The sequence below is a fragment of the Bacteroides sp. 3_1_13 genome (assembly GCF_001185845.1).
GTDB lineage: Bacteria > Bacteroidota > Bacteroidia > Bacteroidales > Bacteroidaceae > Bacteroides > Bacteroides xylanisolvens.
The window spans coordinates 2,912,665-2,930,487 of the sequence record NZ_KQ236955.1 but is presented as its reverse complement, the minus strand read 5'-3'; the positions used below and the strand labels follow the sequence as shown (position 1 = coordinate 2,930,487).

The 17,823-nt window shown below is 42.8% G+C and carries 15 protein-coding genes; 4 read left to right on the top strand and 11 right to left on the bottom strand.

Annotated features, from left to right (window positions below; all coding sequences use genetic code 11):
* Positions 1–44: 44 nt before the first annotated feature.
* Positions 45–2,801, bottom strand: coding sequence for an outer membrane beta-barrel protein (locus tag HMPREF9009_RS10675; protein WP_049702106.1), 2,757 nt, complete (start codon positions 2,799–2,801; stop codon positions 45–47).
* Positions 2,802–2,937: 136 nt separating this feature from the next.
* Here HMPREF9009_RS10675 and cobU point away from each other — a divergent pair, with 136 nt between their 5' ends.
* The 4 genes from cobU to cobC are packed head-to-tail and all read left to right on the top strand — an operon-like array spanning position 2,938 to position 5,777.
* Positions 2,938–3,447, top strand: a complete 510-nt coding sequence (gene cobU, locus HMPREF9009_RS10670) for a bifunctional adenosylcobinamide kinase/adenosylcobinamide-phosphate guanylyltransferase (RefSeq protein WP_008024847.1) — start codon at positions 2,938–2,940, stop codon at positions 3,445–3,447.
* A gap of 2 nt (positions 3,448–3,449) precedes the next feature.
* Complete coding sequence (gene cobT / locus HMPREF9009_RS10665) at positions 3,450–4,487, top strand: nicotinate-nucleotide--dimethylbenzimidazole phosphoribosyltransferase (protein ID WP_049702105.1); 1,038 nt, start codon at positions 3,450–3,452, stop codon at positions 4,485–4,487.
* Between the two features lies 1 nt (position 4,488).
* On the top strand, positions 4,489–5,235 hold the full coding sequence (locus HMPREF9009_RS10660; RefSeq protein WP_049702104.1) for an adenosylcobinamide-GDP ribazoletransferase: 747 nt from the start codon (positions 4,489–4,491) through the stop codon (positions 5,233–5,235).
* 8 nt (positions 5,236–5,243) lie between these two features.
* Positions 5,244–5,777: an alpha-ribazole phosphatase gene (gene cobC, locus HMPREF9009_RS10655; RefSeq protein WP_049702103.1), complete on the top strand. Its 534-nt coding sequence runs from the start codon at positions 5,244–5,246 to the stop codon at positions 5,775–5,777.
* Here the strand turns inward: cobC and cbiB are convergent.
* From cbiB to HMPREF9009_RS10605, 10 genes are all read right to left on the bottom strand, one after another.
* Positions 5,757–6,704, bottom strand: coding sequence for an adenosylcobinamide-phosphate synthase CbiB (gene cbiB, locus HMPREF9009_RS10650; RefSeq protein WP_049702102.1), 948 nt, complete (start codon positions 6,702–6,704; stop codon positions 5,757–5,759). The genes cobC and cbiB overlap by 21 nt on opposite strands.
* Before the next feature lie 15 nt (positions 6,705–6,719).
* Positions 6,720–7,742 carry a threonine-phosphate decarboxylase gene (locus HMPREF9009_RS10645; RefSeq protein ID WP_049702101.1) on the bottom strand — a complete coding sequence of 341 codons (1,023 nt, stop codon included), beginning with the start codon at positions 7,740–7,742 and terminating at the stop codon, positions 6,720–6,722.
* Positions 7,735–9,225 carry a cobyric acid synthase gene (locus HMPREF9009_RS10640; protein WP_049702100.1) on the bottom strand — a complete coding sequence of 497 codons (1,491 nt, stop codon included), beginning with the start codon at positions 9,223–9,225 and terminating at the stop codon, positions 7,735–7,737. Before HMPREF9009_RS10640 ends, HMPREF9009_RS10645 begins: the two co-directional genes overlap by 8 nt.
* A 4-nt stretch (positions 9,226–9,229) precedes the next feature.
* On the bottom strand, positions 9,230–9,820 hold the full coding sequence (locus HMPREF9009_RS10635; RefSeq protein ID WP_049702099.1) for a cob(I)yrinic acid a,c-diamide adenosyltransferase: 591 nt from the start codon (positions 9,818–9,820) through the stop codon (positions 9,230–9,232).
* Positions 9,820–11,142: a cobyrinate a,c-diamide synthase gene (locus tag HMPREF9009_RS10630; protein ID WP_049702098.1), complete on the bottom strand. Its 1,323-nt coding sequence runs from the start codon at positions 11,140–11,142 to the stop codon at positions 9,820–9,822. The genes HMPREF9009_RS10635 and HMPREF9009_RS10630 overlap by 1 nt, the downstream gene beginning before the upstream one ends.
* Positions 11,139–12,323: a bifunctional cobalt-precorrin-7 (C(5))-methyltransferase/cobalt-precorrin-6B (C(15))-methyltransferase gene (locus tag HMPREF9009_RS10625; RefSeq protein ID WP_049702097.1), complete on the bottom strand. Its 1,185-nt coding sequence runs from the start codon at positions 12,321–12,323 to the stop codon at positions 11,139–11,141. The genes HMPREF9009_RS10630 and HMPREF9009_RS10625 overlap by 4 nt, the downstream gene beginning before the upstream one ends.
* Before the next feature lie 27 nt (positions 12,324–12,350).
* Positions 12,351–13,757, bottom strand: coding sequence for a precorrin-3B C(17)-methyltransferase (gene cobJ / locus HMPREF9009_RS10620; RefSeq protein ID WP_049702096.1), 1,407 nt, complete (start codon positions 13,755–13,757; stop codon positions 12,351–12,353).
* A gap of 218 nt (positions 13,758–13,975) precedes the next feature.
* The gene (locus tag HMPREF9009_RS10615) at positions 13,976–15,007 is read right to left on the bottom strand and encodes a sirohydrochlorin cobaltochelatase (protein WP_008024868.1); all 1,032 of its coding nucleotides are present in this window, start codon (positions 15,005–15,007) and stop codon (positions 13,976–13,978) included.
* Between the two features lie 27 nt (positions 15,008–15,034).
* On the bottom strand, positions 15,035–17,125 hold the full coding sequence (locus HMPREF9009_RS10610) for a TonB-dependent receptor plug domain-containing protein (RefSeq protein WP_232313577.1): 2,091 nt from the start codon (positions 17,123–17,125) through the stop codon (positions 15,035–15,037).
* Entirely contained in the window at positions 17,122–17,817 is a 696-nt protein-coding gene (locus HMPREF9009_RS10605; RefSeq protein ID WP_049702095.1) for a precorrin-2 C(20)-methyltransferase, read from the bottom strand. Before HMPREF9009_RS10605 ends, HMPREF9009_RS10610 begins: the two co-directional genes overlap by 4 nt.
* Positions 17,818–17,823 lie beyond the last annotated feature (6 nt).

The window sequence follows — 17,823 nt, the reverse complement described above, 5'->3', positions numbered from 1 at the left end:
TTGTTTTATGGTTCTGTAGCAAACATACGACTTTTTTCTAAAAATCACATCATCAAACGAAAGTTATATTTGAAAGTAACGATGAAATACCCTTTTATTTCCTGCGTACGATACTCATAAAAGCCGTCGGAAGTTGCCATACGGTTATAACTTTTCCTCTTTCCTAAAATGTCTACCCAATAAGCAGACAGTTCTGCTTCTTTCTTTTTCAAGAATCTCCAGGTAGCACTCGCATTCCATAACATCTCATCATCTTCTCCTTTACGGATATTCGTACCATTACGGAAAGTATAAGCCCCATCCGTTCGTAATTGTATGCCCAAAGGAAGATCAACATATCCTTCCAAACGGAAATTATAATAACGGGTATATGTATTGTTATCATTCACAGAGTTGAGCGAATACTGATAATTCCAGGAAGTAGAGAAGTCAATACCTCCCCAGGCAGGCTGATAAGAAACATTCGCTTCACAATTCAAGCCAGTGTCACGCGTTGTACTTTTCACCGGCTCAAGACTTCTATCTTCATTAATCATGCTGACACGATTACTATGATTACCGTTCATATCCAACCGTAAAGAGAAATGTCCTAAACGTTTCCACCAGTTAGCACTTCCATACACATTCCAGTTACCGTTTATATTGACAGGATATGTCTCACGTCCGCCAGTCTGTGCATCATATATCATTACCTGTGTAACGCTATTCTGTTCCAACTGTCCTCCAAGATTCGCAGATATGCCTTTTTTAGAATGTTGAAAGCTTATACGCATACTATGAGCAAACATTTGCTTCAAATCCGGATTCCCTCGAGTAATATATAATGGATTACTATTATCTGTAAGTGGCATTAAGTCCGATAAAGAAGGTTGCCGGGTTCTACCGTCATAATTGAAAGTTATTCGTGCCTCTTTCTTTTTCCAGGCCAGCCATATCATAGGCTGAAAGTCGATAGTATGCACAGTGGTATCCGCATACAGTTTCCCCATTTTTCGTTCAATGGTTCGCCTTTGCGGAGTAATCCCTAATGATGCATTCACCATCCATGTGTCATCAGAGTAATTGAAGCCTACATTCAGATCATGTCCATTAGTACGACTATGACTTCGATTACTCAAACTATCTACATACCCCTTTTCATAGTCAGGAGGCAACTCACCAAAAACATCCGACTTCGCCAAAGAAGACAATTCATAAGTGTCGCGGTTATCGCGTTCATAATGAGTGTTCCAATTATACGCTGCACGAAAATGCATTTTCTTACCGATAGGTTGGGTGAAGTTAATCCCTACCCGCCACGAATTATTTTTCTGGGGTGACTTCAAATACTGGTTACGATAAAGCAATGAATCGTTGCCTTGCTTATCTTTGAGACGGAAATAAGTAGTTTTTGAAAGCGAAAAACTTTCATTATCCCCCCAAGAATCCGAACTTTGAATGTTCAATCCTAAAGTTGTACCTTTTTCATTCAGCCGCCTCATAATCCCCATCATCCAATTATAACGGTTCGATTGCCCTTCCGAACGCGACCGGTTTTCACTACGATTTACTTTGATATCTTGGGAAATCGATTCAAAATCATCGAACAAGCTTTCATGATTGACGTTAGGAGGAGCGTCAAAAGAAGCATTCTGGCTATTACTTTCATTCCGGTTAGGAGAAAAGCTGAAACCACCGTTAAAATGTATGCGTGTACGTTTATCCACTTCCCAACTACCCATGATATTAGAATTGAACGACCGGCTTTTAGAGTTACCTTCATTAGTGGACGCAGAATATTGGTTACCAGCAGTTAAATATTGCTCCTGATACATGGAAGAAATATTTCCGTTCCGATTGAGATTATAGTTCATACTTCCGGTCAAAGAAAACTTCTTTCCGAATTTATGAGTCATATTCATTCCCACCGAATTATTAATATTATCCTTGTAAGTGCTATTCTGATATCGGTTGGTGGAACGTCCTATGAAAGAAAGATTTTCTCCATCTTTGCTAAAATAATTCACCTGCCCTTCCAAATCCTTCTTTTGATTGTTTCCATATCCCACAGTGGCATTCGTCAGCCAGGTTTTATTCAATTCATCCTTAGTCTGCAAGTCAAGTACATATTTCTTTTCTCCTGAACTAATTCCGGTAAATTCTTCTTCTTTTGATTTTTTATCGTACACTTTCAACTTACTAATCAGGTCTGCCGGAAGATTTTCGAGTGCCGTCTTTTTATCTCCGGAGAAAAAGGCTTCGCCATTTACATTGATTTCACTGATGGGCTGTCCGTTGTATGTCAACGAATTATCTTTCTTATTATATACCAATCCGGGAACACGCTTCACCAAATCCTCCAGATAAGCTCCTTCACGAGTTTTAAAAGCGGCAGCATTGATAACCGTAGTATCTCCCTCCATCACTACTTCCTGCAATTTTCCCGTTATCGTCACTTCACTAATCTGAATATCATCATCTTTCAATACCACTGTACCGATATTCACCAATACAGAGTCTTCCAGTGCCCGGTATACAGATTGCATTCCCATAAAAGAGACCTTTAACAGGTATTTCTTTTTCTTCTGCGGTTGATAATTAAGAACGAAACGCCCATTCTTATCACTTGTTATTCCCTTGATAAAAGCAGAATCGCTTTTCGCCAAAATAACAATGCTGGCAGATGGTAATGCCCGCTTCTCATTACTGCCGGCTTCCACTGTCTGCACTCTTCCTCGCACAGTTCTCACTTGTTGAGCATACAAAGTAGTATGTCCCCAAAGTAGCAGCAAAAGCAATCCCACTAACTTACAAGCGTTCATATCCAATAGTAGTTAAGTCTGATATTTATGTTGATCTAAAACAAATCGGGACAAAGTTAATAACTTTTACGTAAAACGTTTAATCCCAGAGTTATTTTTTATACCTTTGTCCATCCATTATTCAATCAGCAACTTAATGAAAAGGATTATATTAATCACAGGAGGACAACGATCCGGTAAAAGTTCGTTCGCGGAAAAAAAAGCGCATGAACTTACTACGTCACCGGTTTACTTGGCCACTGCCAGGATATGGGACGAAGAATTCAGAAAAAGGGTGGAACGCCATCAAAAGAACCGCGGTCCTGAATGGACAAATATAGAAGAAGAAAAAGAATTGAGCCGTCACAATGTAGCGGGCAGAGTCGTAGTGATAGATTGTGTAACTCTTTGGTGCACTAACTTCTTTATGGAGTTTGATTCTAATGTTGCCTCCTCATTGGAAGCCGTCAAAAAAGAATTCGACAAATTTACCCAGCAGGACGCCACTTTCATATTTGTAACTAATGAGATTGGTTGGGGGGGAGTTTCCGAGAACAAACTGCAACGTAAATTCACAGACTTGCAAGGTTGGACCAATCAATACATCGCATCGCATGCCGACGATGTATATCTCATGGCAAGTGGTATTCCCGTAAAAATAAAATAAACATGAAAACGTTTCATATTCAAAAGCCGGATGAAGCTATCAAAGAAGCTCTGATTGACAAAATCAATAATCTGACCAAGCCTAAAGGATCGCTTGGAAGACTGGAAGAAATCGCTTTGCAAATCGGACTGATCCAACAATCCCTTTCTCCACGATTAACTCATCCTCAAAATATAATCTTTGCCGCAGATCATGGCATCGTAGAAGAAAAAGTCAGCCCATCTCCTAAAGAAGTAACCTGGCAACAAATCAGCAACTTTCTTCATGGAGGAGCAGGGATTAACTTCCTGTGCCGACAGCACGGTTTCACTCTTAAAATTGTAGATGCAGGAGTCGATTATGATTTACCTTATGAAAAAGGCATCATTAACATGAAAGTCAGAAGAGGAACACGCAATTTCCTTCATGAAGCAGCCATGACACCTGGAGAGATGGAACTCTGCTTGGAGCATGGTGCCCAATGTGTGGACACTTCTCACCAGGAAGGCTGCAATATCATTAGCTTCGGTGAAATGGGAATCGGAAATACTTCGTCCTCTTCCCTATGGATGACTTGCTTCACCGGAATCCCATTAGATCAATGTGTAGGTGCAGGAAGCGGACTCAATCATCAGGGAATAAATCACAAATACGAAGTTCTGAAAAGATCTCTCGAACAATATCCGGGAGAGCATTCCACAGAAGAAATCCTCTGCCGTTTCGGAGGTTACGAAATGGTAATGGCCGTAGGAGCAATGCTCAAAGCTGCCGAACTGGGAATGGTTATTCTAATTGATGGATTTATTATGACCAATTGTATTCTTGCCGCTTCACGCCTTTATCCGGAAGTGATGAGCTATGCCATATTCGGTCATCAGGGAGACGAGAGCGGACATAAGCTATTATTGGACTATCTCGGAGCACGTCCCCTACTCAATCTCGGACTAAGACTTGGAGAAGGAAGCGGTTCCGTTTGTGCCTATCCCATTGTAGATTCTGCAGTGAAAATGTTGAATGAGATGGATTCATTTGCTCATGCTTCTATCACTAAATATTTCTAAGATGAACCAGATACTTGCCGCACTCATATTCTTTACACGATTGCCTTTCTGGAAAATAAAAGAAATTCCGCAGGAGTGTTTCAAACACGTTGTCAGTTATTGGAGTTTCAGTGGCTGGCTGACCGGGGGAATGATGGCATTGATTTTCTGGGGAGCCAGTACTATTTTACCTCACGGAGTAACCGTAATCCTGGCACTGACTTCACGTTTACTTATCACAGGAGCATTGCATGAGGATGGATTGGCCGATTTCTTCGATGGATTCGGAGGTGGAACGAACAGGGAAAGCACGTTACGCATCATGAAAGATTCCCATATCGGAAGCTATGGAGTTTTGGGATTAATCATCTATTATCTGCTTGCTTACAATCTACTGGTCGCACTTCCCTTAACAGTTACTCCTTTCTTATTACTAAGCGGAGATACCTGGAGCAAATTCATTTCTTCCAATATCATCAATTACCTGCCCTACGCACGGAAAGAAGAAGATAGCAAATCCGGAACAGTATATACAAGAATGAATTTGGGGGAGATCGTTATGTCTGCGATGGGGGGAATACTGCCTCTCCTATTACTTCCTCCAAGCTACTGGCCCGTGTGTATATTTCCCATTCTGGTATTCTTCTTTATCTGCCGGATGATGAAACGACGTCTGAACGGATATACCGGAGATTGTTGCGGTGCATTATTTCTCTTAAGCGAAATAAGTTTCTGGCTGGGAGCAGTGATGTCTATCTATATAAAATAAGTAAACCTATGAATATTTACCTAATCAGACATACCTCTGTCGACGTTCCTAAAGGTCTTTGTTACGGTCAGTCAGACGTTCCTTTACGTCCTACATTTGAGATAGAAGCAGCCGTAACCAAAGCTAAAATCGAATCCATTCACTTTGATATGGCTTACACCAGTCCTCTATCCAGATGCACCCGTCTGGCACAGTATTGTGGATTCGGAGATGCCATCCGTGACCCAAGAATACTGGAACTTAATTTCGGAGATTGGGAAATGCAGTATTTTGATAAAATCAAAGACCCGAATCTACAGTGCTGGTACGACGATTACTTGAATGTAAAAGCAACCAATGGAGAATCGTTTGCCGACCAATATAGACGAGTAGCCGCGTTTTTAGACGAAATCAAACAAAAGGAGGCTGAAAATATAGTAGTATTTGCTCATGGCGGCGTATTGATTTGCGCACAGATTTATGCAAAGTTGATTCAACCGGAAGAAGCATTTCAGACAGTACCTGCCTATGGAGGAATTTTTCTATATCAAGAGCGCCCGTAAACAAACAGTCAGGACAATCATCATCTCTTCTGCACGACGGTTGATAGCAACTCCCATCCGCATATCGGATGTGTCCAGCAAACGTTCATTCACTCCGATATAAGGCTTTGTAAAAAGTTGACCAAAATAGTGATGAGGACCGCCGAAACGACAATTCAGGATACCAGCAAGAGCGGCTTCCGGATAGCCGGAATTGGGACTTGCATGTTCTCTGCCATATCTCTTCACAAATGACAGGAGTTTCAGCCGACCACTTGCCAAGACCATCAGAAAAGCAGTAAGACGGGCAGGAATATAATTAGCGACATCATCAACACGAGCTGCCACACGCCCAAAAAGAAGATAACGATCACTATGATAACCAATCATGGAATCAAGCGTATTCACCATTTTGTAGGCCATCATTCCCGGAACGCCCAACAACAAATACCAGAAAAGAGGAGCAATCACTCCGTCACTCAAATTTTCCGCCAAAGTTTCAAGAGCAGCAGTCCTGACTTCTTGTGCAGAAAGTTCGGAGGTATCACGCCCTACAATACGGGCAACCTGAATACGCCCCTCTTCCAAAGAACGATCAACCGCCTCAAATACCATTCTGACCTCTTTAATCAATGTAGTTCCGGCCAGACAAAAGAAAATGCAGATTATATCAAAACCAATCACCGCAGGAGTTCCTAAAAAAGAAAGGGCATATTCGATCCCTATGGTGACCGAATAAACGAACAGGATCAACAGAACAGACATGATTCCTCCTTTCCATAGCTTATAAGATCCTTTATTCAGTCTCTTTTCCCCGAAAGCAATCATCTTGCCGAACCAGATGACAGGATGAGGCAAAGACACCGGATCACCGAATAGACGATCCATCAACCAGGCCGGCAATAAAACACGCAGCACTACTCCTATAGCGATAAAGTAACTCATCATAAACAAAAATATATCTTAACTCATTATCTGCTCCATCCATTCACTGATTGCTTTCACCAGCTTATCATTTTCTTCGGGAGTTTGCGTAGCAATCCGAAAGAAACGCTCGTCCAATCCCTCAAAGTTGGATGCATCCCGAATGAGTATTCCATGATTCACGGCTAGAAAATCCTTAAGGGCCGCCGCTTTCCCCATACGTAGTTTTATCAACATATAGTGCGTATCAGTTGGCCATATTTCCAACATACCCGTGGCAAGCAGGAGGTTTGTCAGTCGCTCACATTCTGCCAGAAGTTGCGGAATATCCGCTGAAATGCCGTCTCCCTCTTCCAGAAGATATTTTGCGGCTTCAATAGCCAGGCTATTCACAGACCAAGGCATCCGACGGCAACGAACATCATCGGTCAATCCCTCGGAGGCAGTAAAATAACCTACCCGCAGTCCCGGAATCGCGTATTGCTTGGTCATTGAATGGAGCAGGATCACATTTGGAAAGGAAGCGGCTTCTTTAATCCCAAGAAGTGACTTTAATGTGAAATACTCGTAAGACTGATCGAATATAAACAATTTATCAGGATGAGAATCGACCAATGCTTTCAGGTCTTCCTTATTTCGCACTTCACCTGTCGGATTATTCGGATTGCAGATCCATACCAGTTCCGCATCTTCCGGTAAAGCATCCAACGAATAAAAAGGCTTCACTTTGTGCCGATGTACCCGGCATGCGTCCGCATACTCGCTAAAGGTTGGTCCCAACACGGCTGAAATACGTCCTTGAAAGACTTGTGCTATCAGGTAAATAGCTTCCGTCGCTCCATTAGTCACACAAACTTGGCGGGGAGTGAGCGAATACCTCCGAGCTATTTCACTTTCCAAAGAATAAGGCATCGGCTCGGGATAACTGCAAATGGTAGAGAGCCGCTCATTCAGTCGTTGGTAAAGTCCCGAATGATCGATCCGGTTATACACATTTGAACTGAAATTGCTAACTATTTTCTTTCCGTATTTATAAAGATCGTCTCCGTGTCCCTCAATCATTTCTTTCTAATATTTTATAAAGTAACGACATATTGATGTGTTTTCTCACATGTTCCGCCAACTTATCATATTGTTCTTCCTTGAATGTTGCATAGTCAAAGGTCTGCTGTTCCAGTTTGTCAGCATAAGGCTTGAGCAGGAAATCTATAAATGACCGGTTGTCAAGTATGCCATGAATATATGTTCCCATACACTTTCGGCCATTCCGGTAACCATCCTCTCTTCCATCCTCCAGTTTATTTAAAGGAGAAGGGGAGAATCCTTCGGCAGGTACGCTTCTGCCCATGTGTATCTCATATCCCTTACAAACCGTATCCGACTCATCAAAAGTGAAATTCACCTGCCGGGTCACTTTATCTCCCTGCATGGTAGTGATAACAGGAAGTAACCCCAAGCCGGGGAGTAATTTAAAACTTCCCTCTACTCCGTCAGGATCGCGTACTTCCAGCCCCATCATCTGATAACCGCCACAGATGCCCATGATGGTCGCCCCTTCCCGATGAGCTTTCAGAATAGCTTGTACTACTCCGTTACAGCGCAATTCATAAAGATCATCCAGCGTATTCTTGCTTCCGGGTAACAATACAATATCTGCTTTCGCTATTTCATTCACATTATTGGTATAATATAAATGTACCCGTTCATCCCGTTCCAACACATTAAAATCGGTAAAGTTAGACAGATGACGCAGCAAGATCACAGCTATATTGATTTTTCCGGCCATAGCCTCCCGGTTTTTAGACTCAAGCATCACAGAGTCCTCTTCTTCTATATAAATCCCCTTATAGTAAGGCACTACTCCAAGCACAGGAACCTTGCAGAGGTCTTCGATCATCTTTATTCCGGACTCAAACAGGCGGATATCCCCTCTAAACTTATTGATAATAATACCCTTAATCAATGAACGTTCTTCCGGAGTCTGCAATAGAATAGAACCATACACACTGGCAAATACACCACCACGATCAATGTCCGCCACCAGAAAAACATCTGCCCCAGCGTGTTTTGCCATAGGCATATTGACCAGGTCGACGTCCCGCAGATTAATTTCCGAGATACTGCCGGCCCCCTCCATCACTATCGGATTATATCTGGTAGCGAGGCGATCATACGACTCATTGACTACTTTTCGTAATTCTTCCCTTCCCTCCTTGCGGAAATACTCATACGCATTCCGGTCACCGATTGGTTTCCCCAATAACACAACCTGCGAAGTATGTTCGGAGCTTGGCTTCAACAACAACGGATTCATATCCGTATGACAGGGAACACCGGCAGCTTCCGCCTGAACAGCTTGCGCCCTGCCGATCTCCAATCCCTCGGGAGTGGCATACGAATTCAAAGCCATATTCTGGGCCTTGAACGGTGCAGGATGATATCCGTCCTGCTTCAATATGCGGCAGAATGCCGCAGCCAGAATACTTTTCCCGACATCGCTACCTGTTCCGGCAAGCATAAAGGAATTTAGTTTTTTCTTCTCCATCTTTCTATTTACTTTGGTCAGGGGTTGAAGCTTTGCGCTTATAACCGAAAGCTCTCCATTTCTCTTCAGTCCAGTGCTGCCGATACATTTCATAGCGTGCCATGACAAAGAATAAGTCGGATAATCGGTTGATGAATTCAAGCAGAGATTGCGGCACCGGGTCCTGCCAATGTAATGTGCAAAGCCTCCGTTCGGCACGCCTTGCTATAACACGCGCATGATGCAATTGTGCAGAAATTTGTGTACCACCCGGTAGTATAAAATAGCCATTATCTTCCATAGCGGCATTCATTGTATCCATTCTTTTTTCCAGAAGACCGGTCAGATCCGTACGCAAGGTATTCGGGTTTTCGCCCCTTTTAACGGATGGAGTAGCCACATGACTCATGCATGACATCAGTTCCATCTGTATTTCATACAGCCATTCGTGCCATTCATCCTGTTCAGGAAGAAGTGAGCGGACTATTCCTATCACCGTATTCAGTTCGTCAATCGTACCGTTAGCCTCAATCCTGATATCATCTTTTTCGACACGCTCACCACCAAAGATTCCGGTAGTTCCATTGTCTCCCGTACGGGTATATATTCTTCTCATCATTCCCAAAGTTTCATTAAGTTCATTTCACCCCAATAGAGGTGTGTATAGCCTGCAATCAGATTCTTATATCGATAAAGCGGAGTGGAAACAGGATTTCCTTTTGCATCTGTCACCTCCGCAATGGATGGAAGTTCTTTTTCAATGGAAGAGTAATGAAACTCATGTCCTTTCCATACCTGCTCTCCTATCCGGAGGGTTCGATAACCAAGCCTTAATTTCATATTTTCCATAGTAGCCCTCTGATGCAGTAATCCGACCATGGCATATTGTTTTCCATCCATTCCCCGGATACTGTCACAAAGATACATCATCCCACCACATTCGGCAAGCAAACGACCTCCGCTTTCCACATACATTTTTAATTGTTGCTTGATGGCTATGTTACTTTCCAGCTCTTTCAGGAAAAATTCGGGATAACCACCCGGCAAATAAACTAAATCACAATCGGGCAGATGTTCATCGCTCATGGGACTGAAAAAGGTAACTGTCCCTAATTCTTTCAGACGAGCCAAGTTCTCACGGTACATGAAATTAAATGCAGCATCCTGTGCTACTGCTATCTTCCATTTTCTTTCTAAAAGAATGTCTTTGGAGATTTCTGTCGATGGAATCGAGGTATGTGCATTATAATCAACCAATGGTACACTACATACTTCAAGAATCCGGTCAACCGCCACATGCTCTTCAATCGCCTGCGCCACCACAGAAGCGAATTTATCAAACTGATAGGAAGCATCCAACGTCAATCCCAAATGACAGGAGGGTACTTCCAGTTCTTTCAATCGAGGAAGAAAGCCGAAACATTCTACACCTACATCTTCACAGGCTTTCTGTAAAAAAGAGTAATGGCGTTCGGAAGCTACCTGATTGAATACCACACCGGCAAGTCGCACCGACGGATTGAAATATTTAAAGCCATATAGAATCGGAGCTACTGTATAAGACGTTGATTTGGCATTGATTACAAGAACAACAGGGATATTCAATAAGGCGGCAATAGCCGCACTGCTTCCCTCCATTCCTTCGAAGCCGTCGAAAAGTCCCATCACTCCCTCGGTCACACATACATCCATTGCAGCCGCGTATTTTGCATACGTCTCCTTTACATGTTTTTGAGAAGAGAACCAGAGATCGAGATTGACGGAAGCATTACCTGCTGCCATCTCATGATATTTCGTATCAATATAATCAGGGCCACATTTATAAGGCTGCACATTCAGTCCTCTATCACGAAACAGTCTTAACAACCCTGTTGTAAAGGTTGTTTTTCCACCCCCCGAAGAAGCGGCTCCAATTAAAAAATGACTGGTCTGTTTCATCGTTTTATAGCTTTCAGTGTATCAATGGGATTATGCTCGTCTACTGTCAGTCGGATCACTTGTTCAAGTTTCAATCCATTATCGCCTATTGCTTTCTCAAATTGATTCCTACTGTCTTCGGATACAGAATTAAACACCAGCGTCCCACCAACAGGCAATAAAGGAGCTATTTTCTTTATCATTTCTCCCAACTTGCCACCATGACCTCCAATAAAGACAGCATCAGGCATGGGAAATTTCTCTAACGGTATATCCAAAAAATCTCCAATCACCGTCGTTATTCCCGGACAGCCAAACCGATGACTATTCGTTTCCATCAATTGCCGCCCCGCCTCTCTTTTCTCAAAAGCAACAATATCGAGATGAGGAAATTGCAACTTCGTCTCAATGGAAACAGAACCGGTACAAAAACCCACGTCCCACATCACCGATCTGTTTCTCAAATCGAACAGACTCAATGACAGCAGACGAACAGGCATTTTGGTTATCATATTCGCCCGCCCGTCCAACAATTCAAACTGCTCTTCCGGAATTCCGAACGGCCGTTCACGAACGGTAATACGCTTTAAAATCACACAATTCGGCATCCTGAAATGCCTTTCCATCGCTTCCTCCACACTATATTCTACCACTGTTTCCTCTTCATTCCCCAACTGCTCACCCACAATCATCCGGTAGTTGGCATATCCGTACGCTTGCATCCGGGCAGCTATGGATGCAGGTGTTTTTTCTCTGTCAGTGAGCGAACCAATCAATGTCTCTCCGGAAATAAGAGCCTCATCCAAGGCTTTCCACGGTCTGCCAGTCAGAGAAATCGTCCGCATATCATGATAAGGTAACAAGGCTTTGTGCGCTAAAAGCTGCAAGGAATTAAAAGACGGATAGACTTTGACAACAGCCTCGGGCAGTTTACGCATCACCGTATTGGCAAAACCAAAAAACAAAGGATCACCGGAAGCAAAAACTACTATTTCCTGATAACCGGCATAACACTCGAACACAGCGTCAAGAGGCACAGTTATATCTATCCAAACCGATGATTCCGGTAACATGGCCGCCACAATTTCATGATGTCTCTTTCCACCCGAAAAGACATGAGAACGGGCAATCAAAGCCTGAACCTCCTTACTGAAAGAGAGTTCGCGACTATCTGTTATTCCTATGATATGAAATTCCTGCATTCTGTCATATAAAATGTCTATACTCTTCTATACATCTCTGCCGGGGCGCAGTGTCCGGGCATCATCAAAACATAAAATCGCGTTCACCAATGTAGCGGCAAGATTACTTCCTCCCCGTCTGCCCTGAACAATAATCTTCGGTACTTCCATGAATGTCTTTATCATGTATTTCGACTCTTTCACATGCACGAATCCTACGGGAGCGGCAATAACCCCGGATGGGTGTGCTTTTCCTTTTCGAATCAGATCGCACAGTTCTATTAATGCCGTAGGTGCATTACCAAATACAAAAAGAGCATCCGGATGTTTTTCTACAGCCAGGCGAATAGCTTCCTGTGAGCGGGTAGTTCCCCGTTTCTTCGACTGTTCCACTGCACGTTCGTCGGAGAGATAACATTTCACTTCCACCCCTAAACGCTGTAAAGCACCTTTCCGTATGCCGGCAGCTACCATCGTGACATCTGTGATAATCGTCTTAATCCGTCCGGAAGCAATCTGTTCATACAAGTTCTTTACAACCTCCTTATCCGTATATACCAGCTTCTCCATTTCAAAATCCGCTGTGGTATGTATGGCATGAAATAAAGCCCACTTACGGTCAAGGTCGATCTCTTTATTCTGCATCTCTTCCTCTATCTTCCGGAAAGAGTTCATCATAATCTCCTGTCCTTTTCCGACTTCCCCCTTTTCCTGTTCGCGATAATATCCGCGAGGAGTTACCATCCGGTTCTGAAATTGATAAGTTTGTGAATTGCCAATCAGTATTACTGTAAACATATCCACTTCTTCCGGATCGAAATCCTGTAAGGTGGTCACTACCACCGTTTCTTCTTCCCGACCTGCCTGACGGACATAACCTACGGGCGTTTCCGGTGAACGGGATTCCTGAAAGATTTCTTTCAGACGATAAAGCTGCCAGTAACGTCCCTCACTCTTAGGGTTGTAAATGGCTGTTACAAAGTCGGCAGTAGCAGCGGCAGTGATTCTTTTTTCTATGATTTCCCAGGAAGTCATCAAGTCGGACAGAGAGATAATGCAAAAATCATGACCGATGGGAGCACCCAGCAATGACGCAGCTTTCTGGAAAGCACTAATACCGGGCAGCACGAGGATATCGACCTCACTCCCCCGTTCCCGTTTCATTTCATAAATCAACGGAGCCATCCCATAAATTCCCGCATCACCGGAACTGATGACACAAACAGTTTTTCCCTGTTCAGCATATTCAAAAGCCAATTCTGCACGGGCTTTCTCCCGCTTCATTCCGGTATCTATACATTCTGTCTGTTCCGACAGCCAGGAGGTAATAAACTGAAAATAATACTTATATCCAATCACTACATCTGACTCTTTCAAGGCATTAACGACAGCTGGAGTAATATCTTCCGGGCTACCGGGACCGATACCTGCTACTATGATCTTATTTTCTTTCATACATCTTCAGGATTATACCTGAAACAAAGGTAAAGATAAAAACTTAAACAAGATAAAATGTAATCAGATAGTTCTGAATAAAAAATCACAGAATATCCTGACTATATAAAAAGCCAACTAAAATGATCCCGTTTTATTTATAGCAAATACGGCCATTTTGGTTGGCTTTATTTTGTTTATTAGCAGTATGATTATTTCACACTCAACTAATCAACCAATTATTCTTCTTCCGCATCCGGATCATACATTGCATCATTATCAGCGACCTTCTTCTCAATATGGCTAACCCATACGCTTACAATCTTGGAATAATCACCTAATCCTTTGATATCACAGTTAGCCAACGGGCAAGTATATCCGGCTTTTGCCAATTCATAGCGCCAACTTCCTTCTTCAGCCGTGGCACCAACACCACCCTTCATATCATTATTAGCATGATCGCCTGCAATAGACATCAACGGATGACAGATCACATTACCTGATTTCTTGTTAGCTGCCTGCATACGGGAAATCATATCGTCTATATAATTATCTTCCATATCTACAGTAGCCACAAAATAATTAGAATTAAGTTTCTGCAACTCTGCTTCCATCATCGTGTAGCGAGAGTTACCATTCCCGTAGTTATAATTTTCGGGATTTCCATGTCCCATGAAAGTCACAATATTATTCGACTCCACTTTACTTTTATAAGTTTCATGCAGAATCTTTGCTACATTGGTTACATCTTCCTCTGTTTCCAACAACGGACCACCCAAATATACTTTCACGTTGGCAAATTCCGGGTGCTCACCATCATTATGGAAATCTTTCACGACATTCTGTACCCGAAGGAATTCTTCGCCGGGAATAACATGAAGAGATTGCACGCAAACCGTCTTATATCCTGCCAGACCAATAGCTTCCAAATAGAAAGAAGGTGCATAATAATTCCAACCTTTTGCCGCGCAACGGGTCATACAAATCTCCGAAGTGAAAGAAAAATAAATATCCATGTTAGGGAACTTACTAGCAAACTGCGCTTTCATATTATTGAAAGTCGTTTGAGGCGCATCCCACGTACTACCAAAAGTCACTAGCAGCAAGGCTGTATCATGCTTTTTGTTGGCTTGTACTTCGGCAGTTACTGCTTCCATCTTCTTATCGTGGTTGGATTTTGCCACATCATCATCGTCGTCGGAGCAAGATACTGCCGAAAGGGACATTACAGCTACTAAAGCTGTCATCATCATAAATCTAAACTGTTTCATGTCTTTAAAATTTTAAAGGGTTAAACATCATGTATTTTTTGTCTTTTTTTGTCCGAATTGTATCATCAATGAACCATAGAAAGTTCGTCCCGCTGTAGTTGTACCATAATTCAGGCTGTGATACGTTGTCTCATAATAATTGAAGATATTATCGATTCCCACATTCACCTCGGCATTCCATCGTTTGCCCAATTTGAATTGGTGACGGGTATTCAGCCTCCAAAGATTATAAGCCTTGCCATTTCCATCATCCTGATAATAACGTTTACTCTGAATACGTCCATAAACTCCAATGCCAAGACGATAGTTACTCCGTCTCCACGCATGCGTCCAGATGGCACTCACAGTAGCACGATGATGAGCCATACCATCAATAATGACATGTTTCATCACTTGATCTTCTTCATCATATTGGTTCGCTTCAGTATCCAGATAGCTATAACCTCCTGTCAGAGTCAGTGATTGGACCGGTGTCCATTTGGCATTCACATCCACCCCATAAGTACGGGCATCATCCATGTTCTGATACTGGCGTACACGGGCAGGATCATAGGTAACAACCAGATCACCCGGAGCCTGCGAAAGAGGAATAGTGACTAGAGTTATCATATTATCTACCCAGTTACAATATCCCGTGACATTGATACTGAAACGAGTTCCATTATATTCCAGTCCACCGGAAACATAACGGCTGGTCTGTGGATCCAACTCCGTATTTCCCAGATTCAATGAGATTATTGACATCTGACGGATATAACGGTAATGCAATTCTTTCAGTGTCGGTGTCTTGAATCCTTCCGAATAGGTAGCACGCAGATTAAAAGCTCCTAACTTATAAAGTGCCGATACTTTCGGAGTGATGCGCACACCAAAGTTCTGATTCACTGTCAGTCTCCCTCCCGCTGTGATATTCAACCGTTCAATAGGCGTCCATTCATCCTGCGCATAGAAAGAGGTCGTATAATCGGATACCTGATCTTTTTCATCCAGTCGACGGGGAGCATCCAGCCAATTGATTTCCGTATCAGTACCCACACTCAAACGATTGAAGTATGGCAGATTGAATATACCTTTCAACTGCAATAACAAGCGGCTTTGATCGCTTTGCAATCCTTTATCACCAGGGAAATATGGAAAACTGATCTCCTTGCCACTATCATCATACTCCTTATCCCAAGTCTCGCGAGTGTACATATAATAATAAGCATGACTATCATAGTTGACGTCCAGCATAATGCTATTGCTATTTTTCAGCTTCAACTTACCTCCTGTCGCAACAGAAGAGTTACGATAAAGGAAATCATAAGTCTTATAGTCAGGCACTCCGCAAGGACGATATATCCGTTTGCGATAAAAGCTACCGTCAGCGTAAAGGCTCAAATCCTTTGTAGCCTGATAATCGAAACGCTGTGCCACTTGCCAGTCCGTATAGCGATTTACAGTCTTATTGATGGAATTGGTTATAGGATATTCATAACGGTTCGGATCTTCATAAGTTGTATTCTGCCATCCGTCTGAATGCTTCAGTTGGAAATTAGTGGAAGAAGTAAATTTACCAACCTTGAACTGTACGGTATTCGACTGCCGGAATTCTCCATACGATCCGCCGCGACTTGTATTTTCTATCAAAATATTTTCGCGGTGTTTCTTTAATATAATATTCACCACTCCTGCAATAGCATCACTTCCGTAAAGTGCCGAAGCAGCTCCTTTCACGATTTCAATACGTTCAATACGAGCCGGATCGATCAAGCCCAGATTATTCTGTCCGCCTACATCACCATGCATCTTCTTACCATCAACAAGGATTAATATATAACCATTGCCGAGTCCTCCCAATTGCATATTGGCTCCCATATCACCAGCACTAAAATCAAAAGAAGCACACAGTCCGCTCAAAATATCTTCCAAGGTAGCCCCTGCATAACTATCCAGCATTTTGCGGCTAATCACTTCCGTCTGCACAGGTGCATCTTTCAGATAGTGTTCCGTTCCCGTACCTGTCACCACTATTTCAGGAATCGAATCCTGCATGGCGACATTGCTCTGTGCACTTACCTCTGCGGATAAAGACAACAAAACAAGTCCTGCTAACCATATTTGTCTCATTCGTTTCATCTACCTTTTATTATCATTAAAGAGAAATAAGGAAATTCCCTTGCCAATATATCTTTCTTATCACACGTATAAAATTCCCCGTCCGCTCCCACATTCTCGAAATAATGACAGACAAGTCCTTCCTCCAAACTTATAAAATGCTTCACTTCCTCCTCACACTGCGATAGTTTCATCACTACCGCCACTTCACTACCGGAAGCAATCCGGCTGAACAGTTCTCTGTCCACTTTTCCCGGACACACCGTCAACCGTTCTTCTTGTTCCACAATGGAAAGACCGATGGAAGCCGCCGCTGCAATAAACGCCGGAACACCGGCAATCTGCTTGATAGGTATTCCCGCTTTCTTGAGCCTTCCGACCAAATAACTGGTAGAAGAATAAAAACCGGCATCTCCTTCAGCCACTATCGCCACACATAAACCTTCCGAATACAGGCTGACTATTTCTTCAAAAACCTTATCGTAAGCCTCATAAGCCATCTCACGCTTCTTACTCATCGGCAATGTATAGCGTCTGATAGATTCTTTCTTTATCTTCAATTCTTTCAGAAGAACAGAAGACCGGGAACGCGCATTTGTTTTCGGGCAAAAAATAGCATTTGCCCGACATAGTGTAGCACCTCCTATCAAAGAGATAAGCCCCGCTTCACCCGGACCTAAAGAAACGATATATACCGGTTTCAAATCTTCCATCTTTCT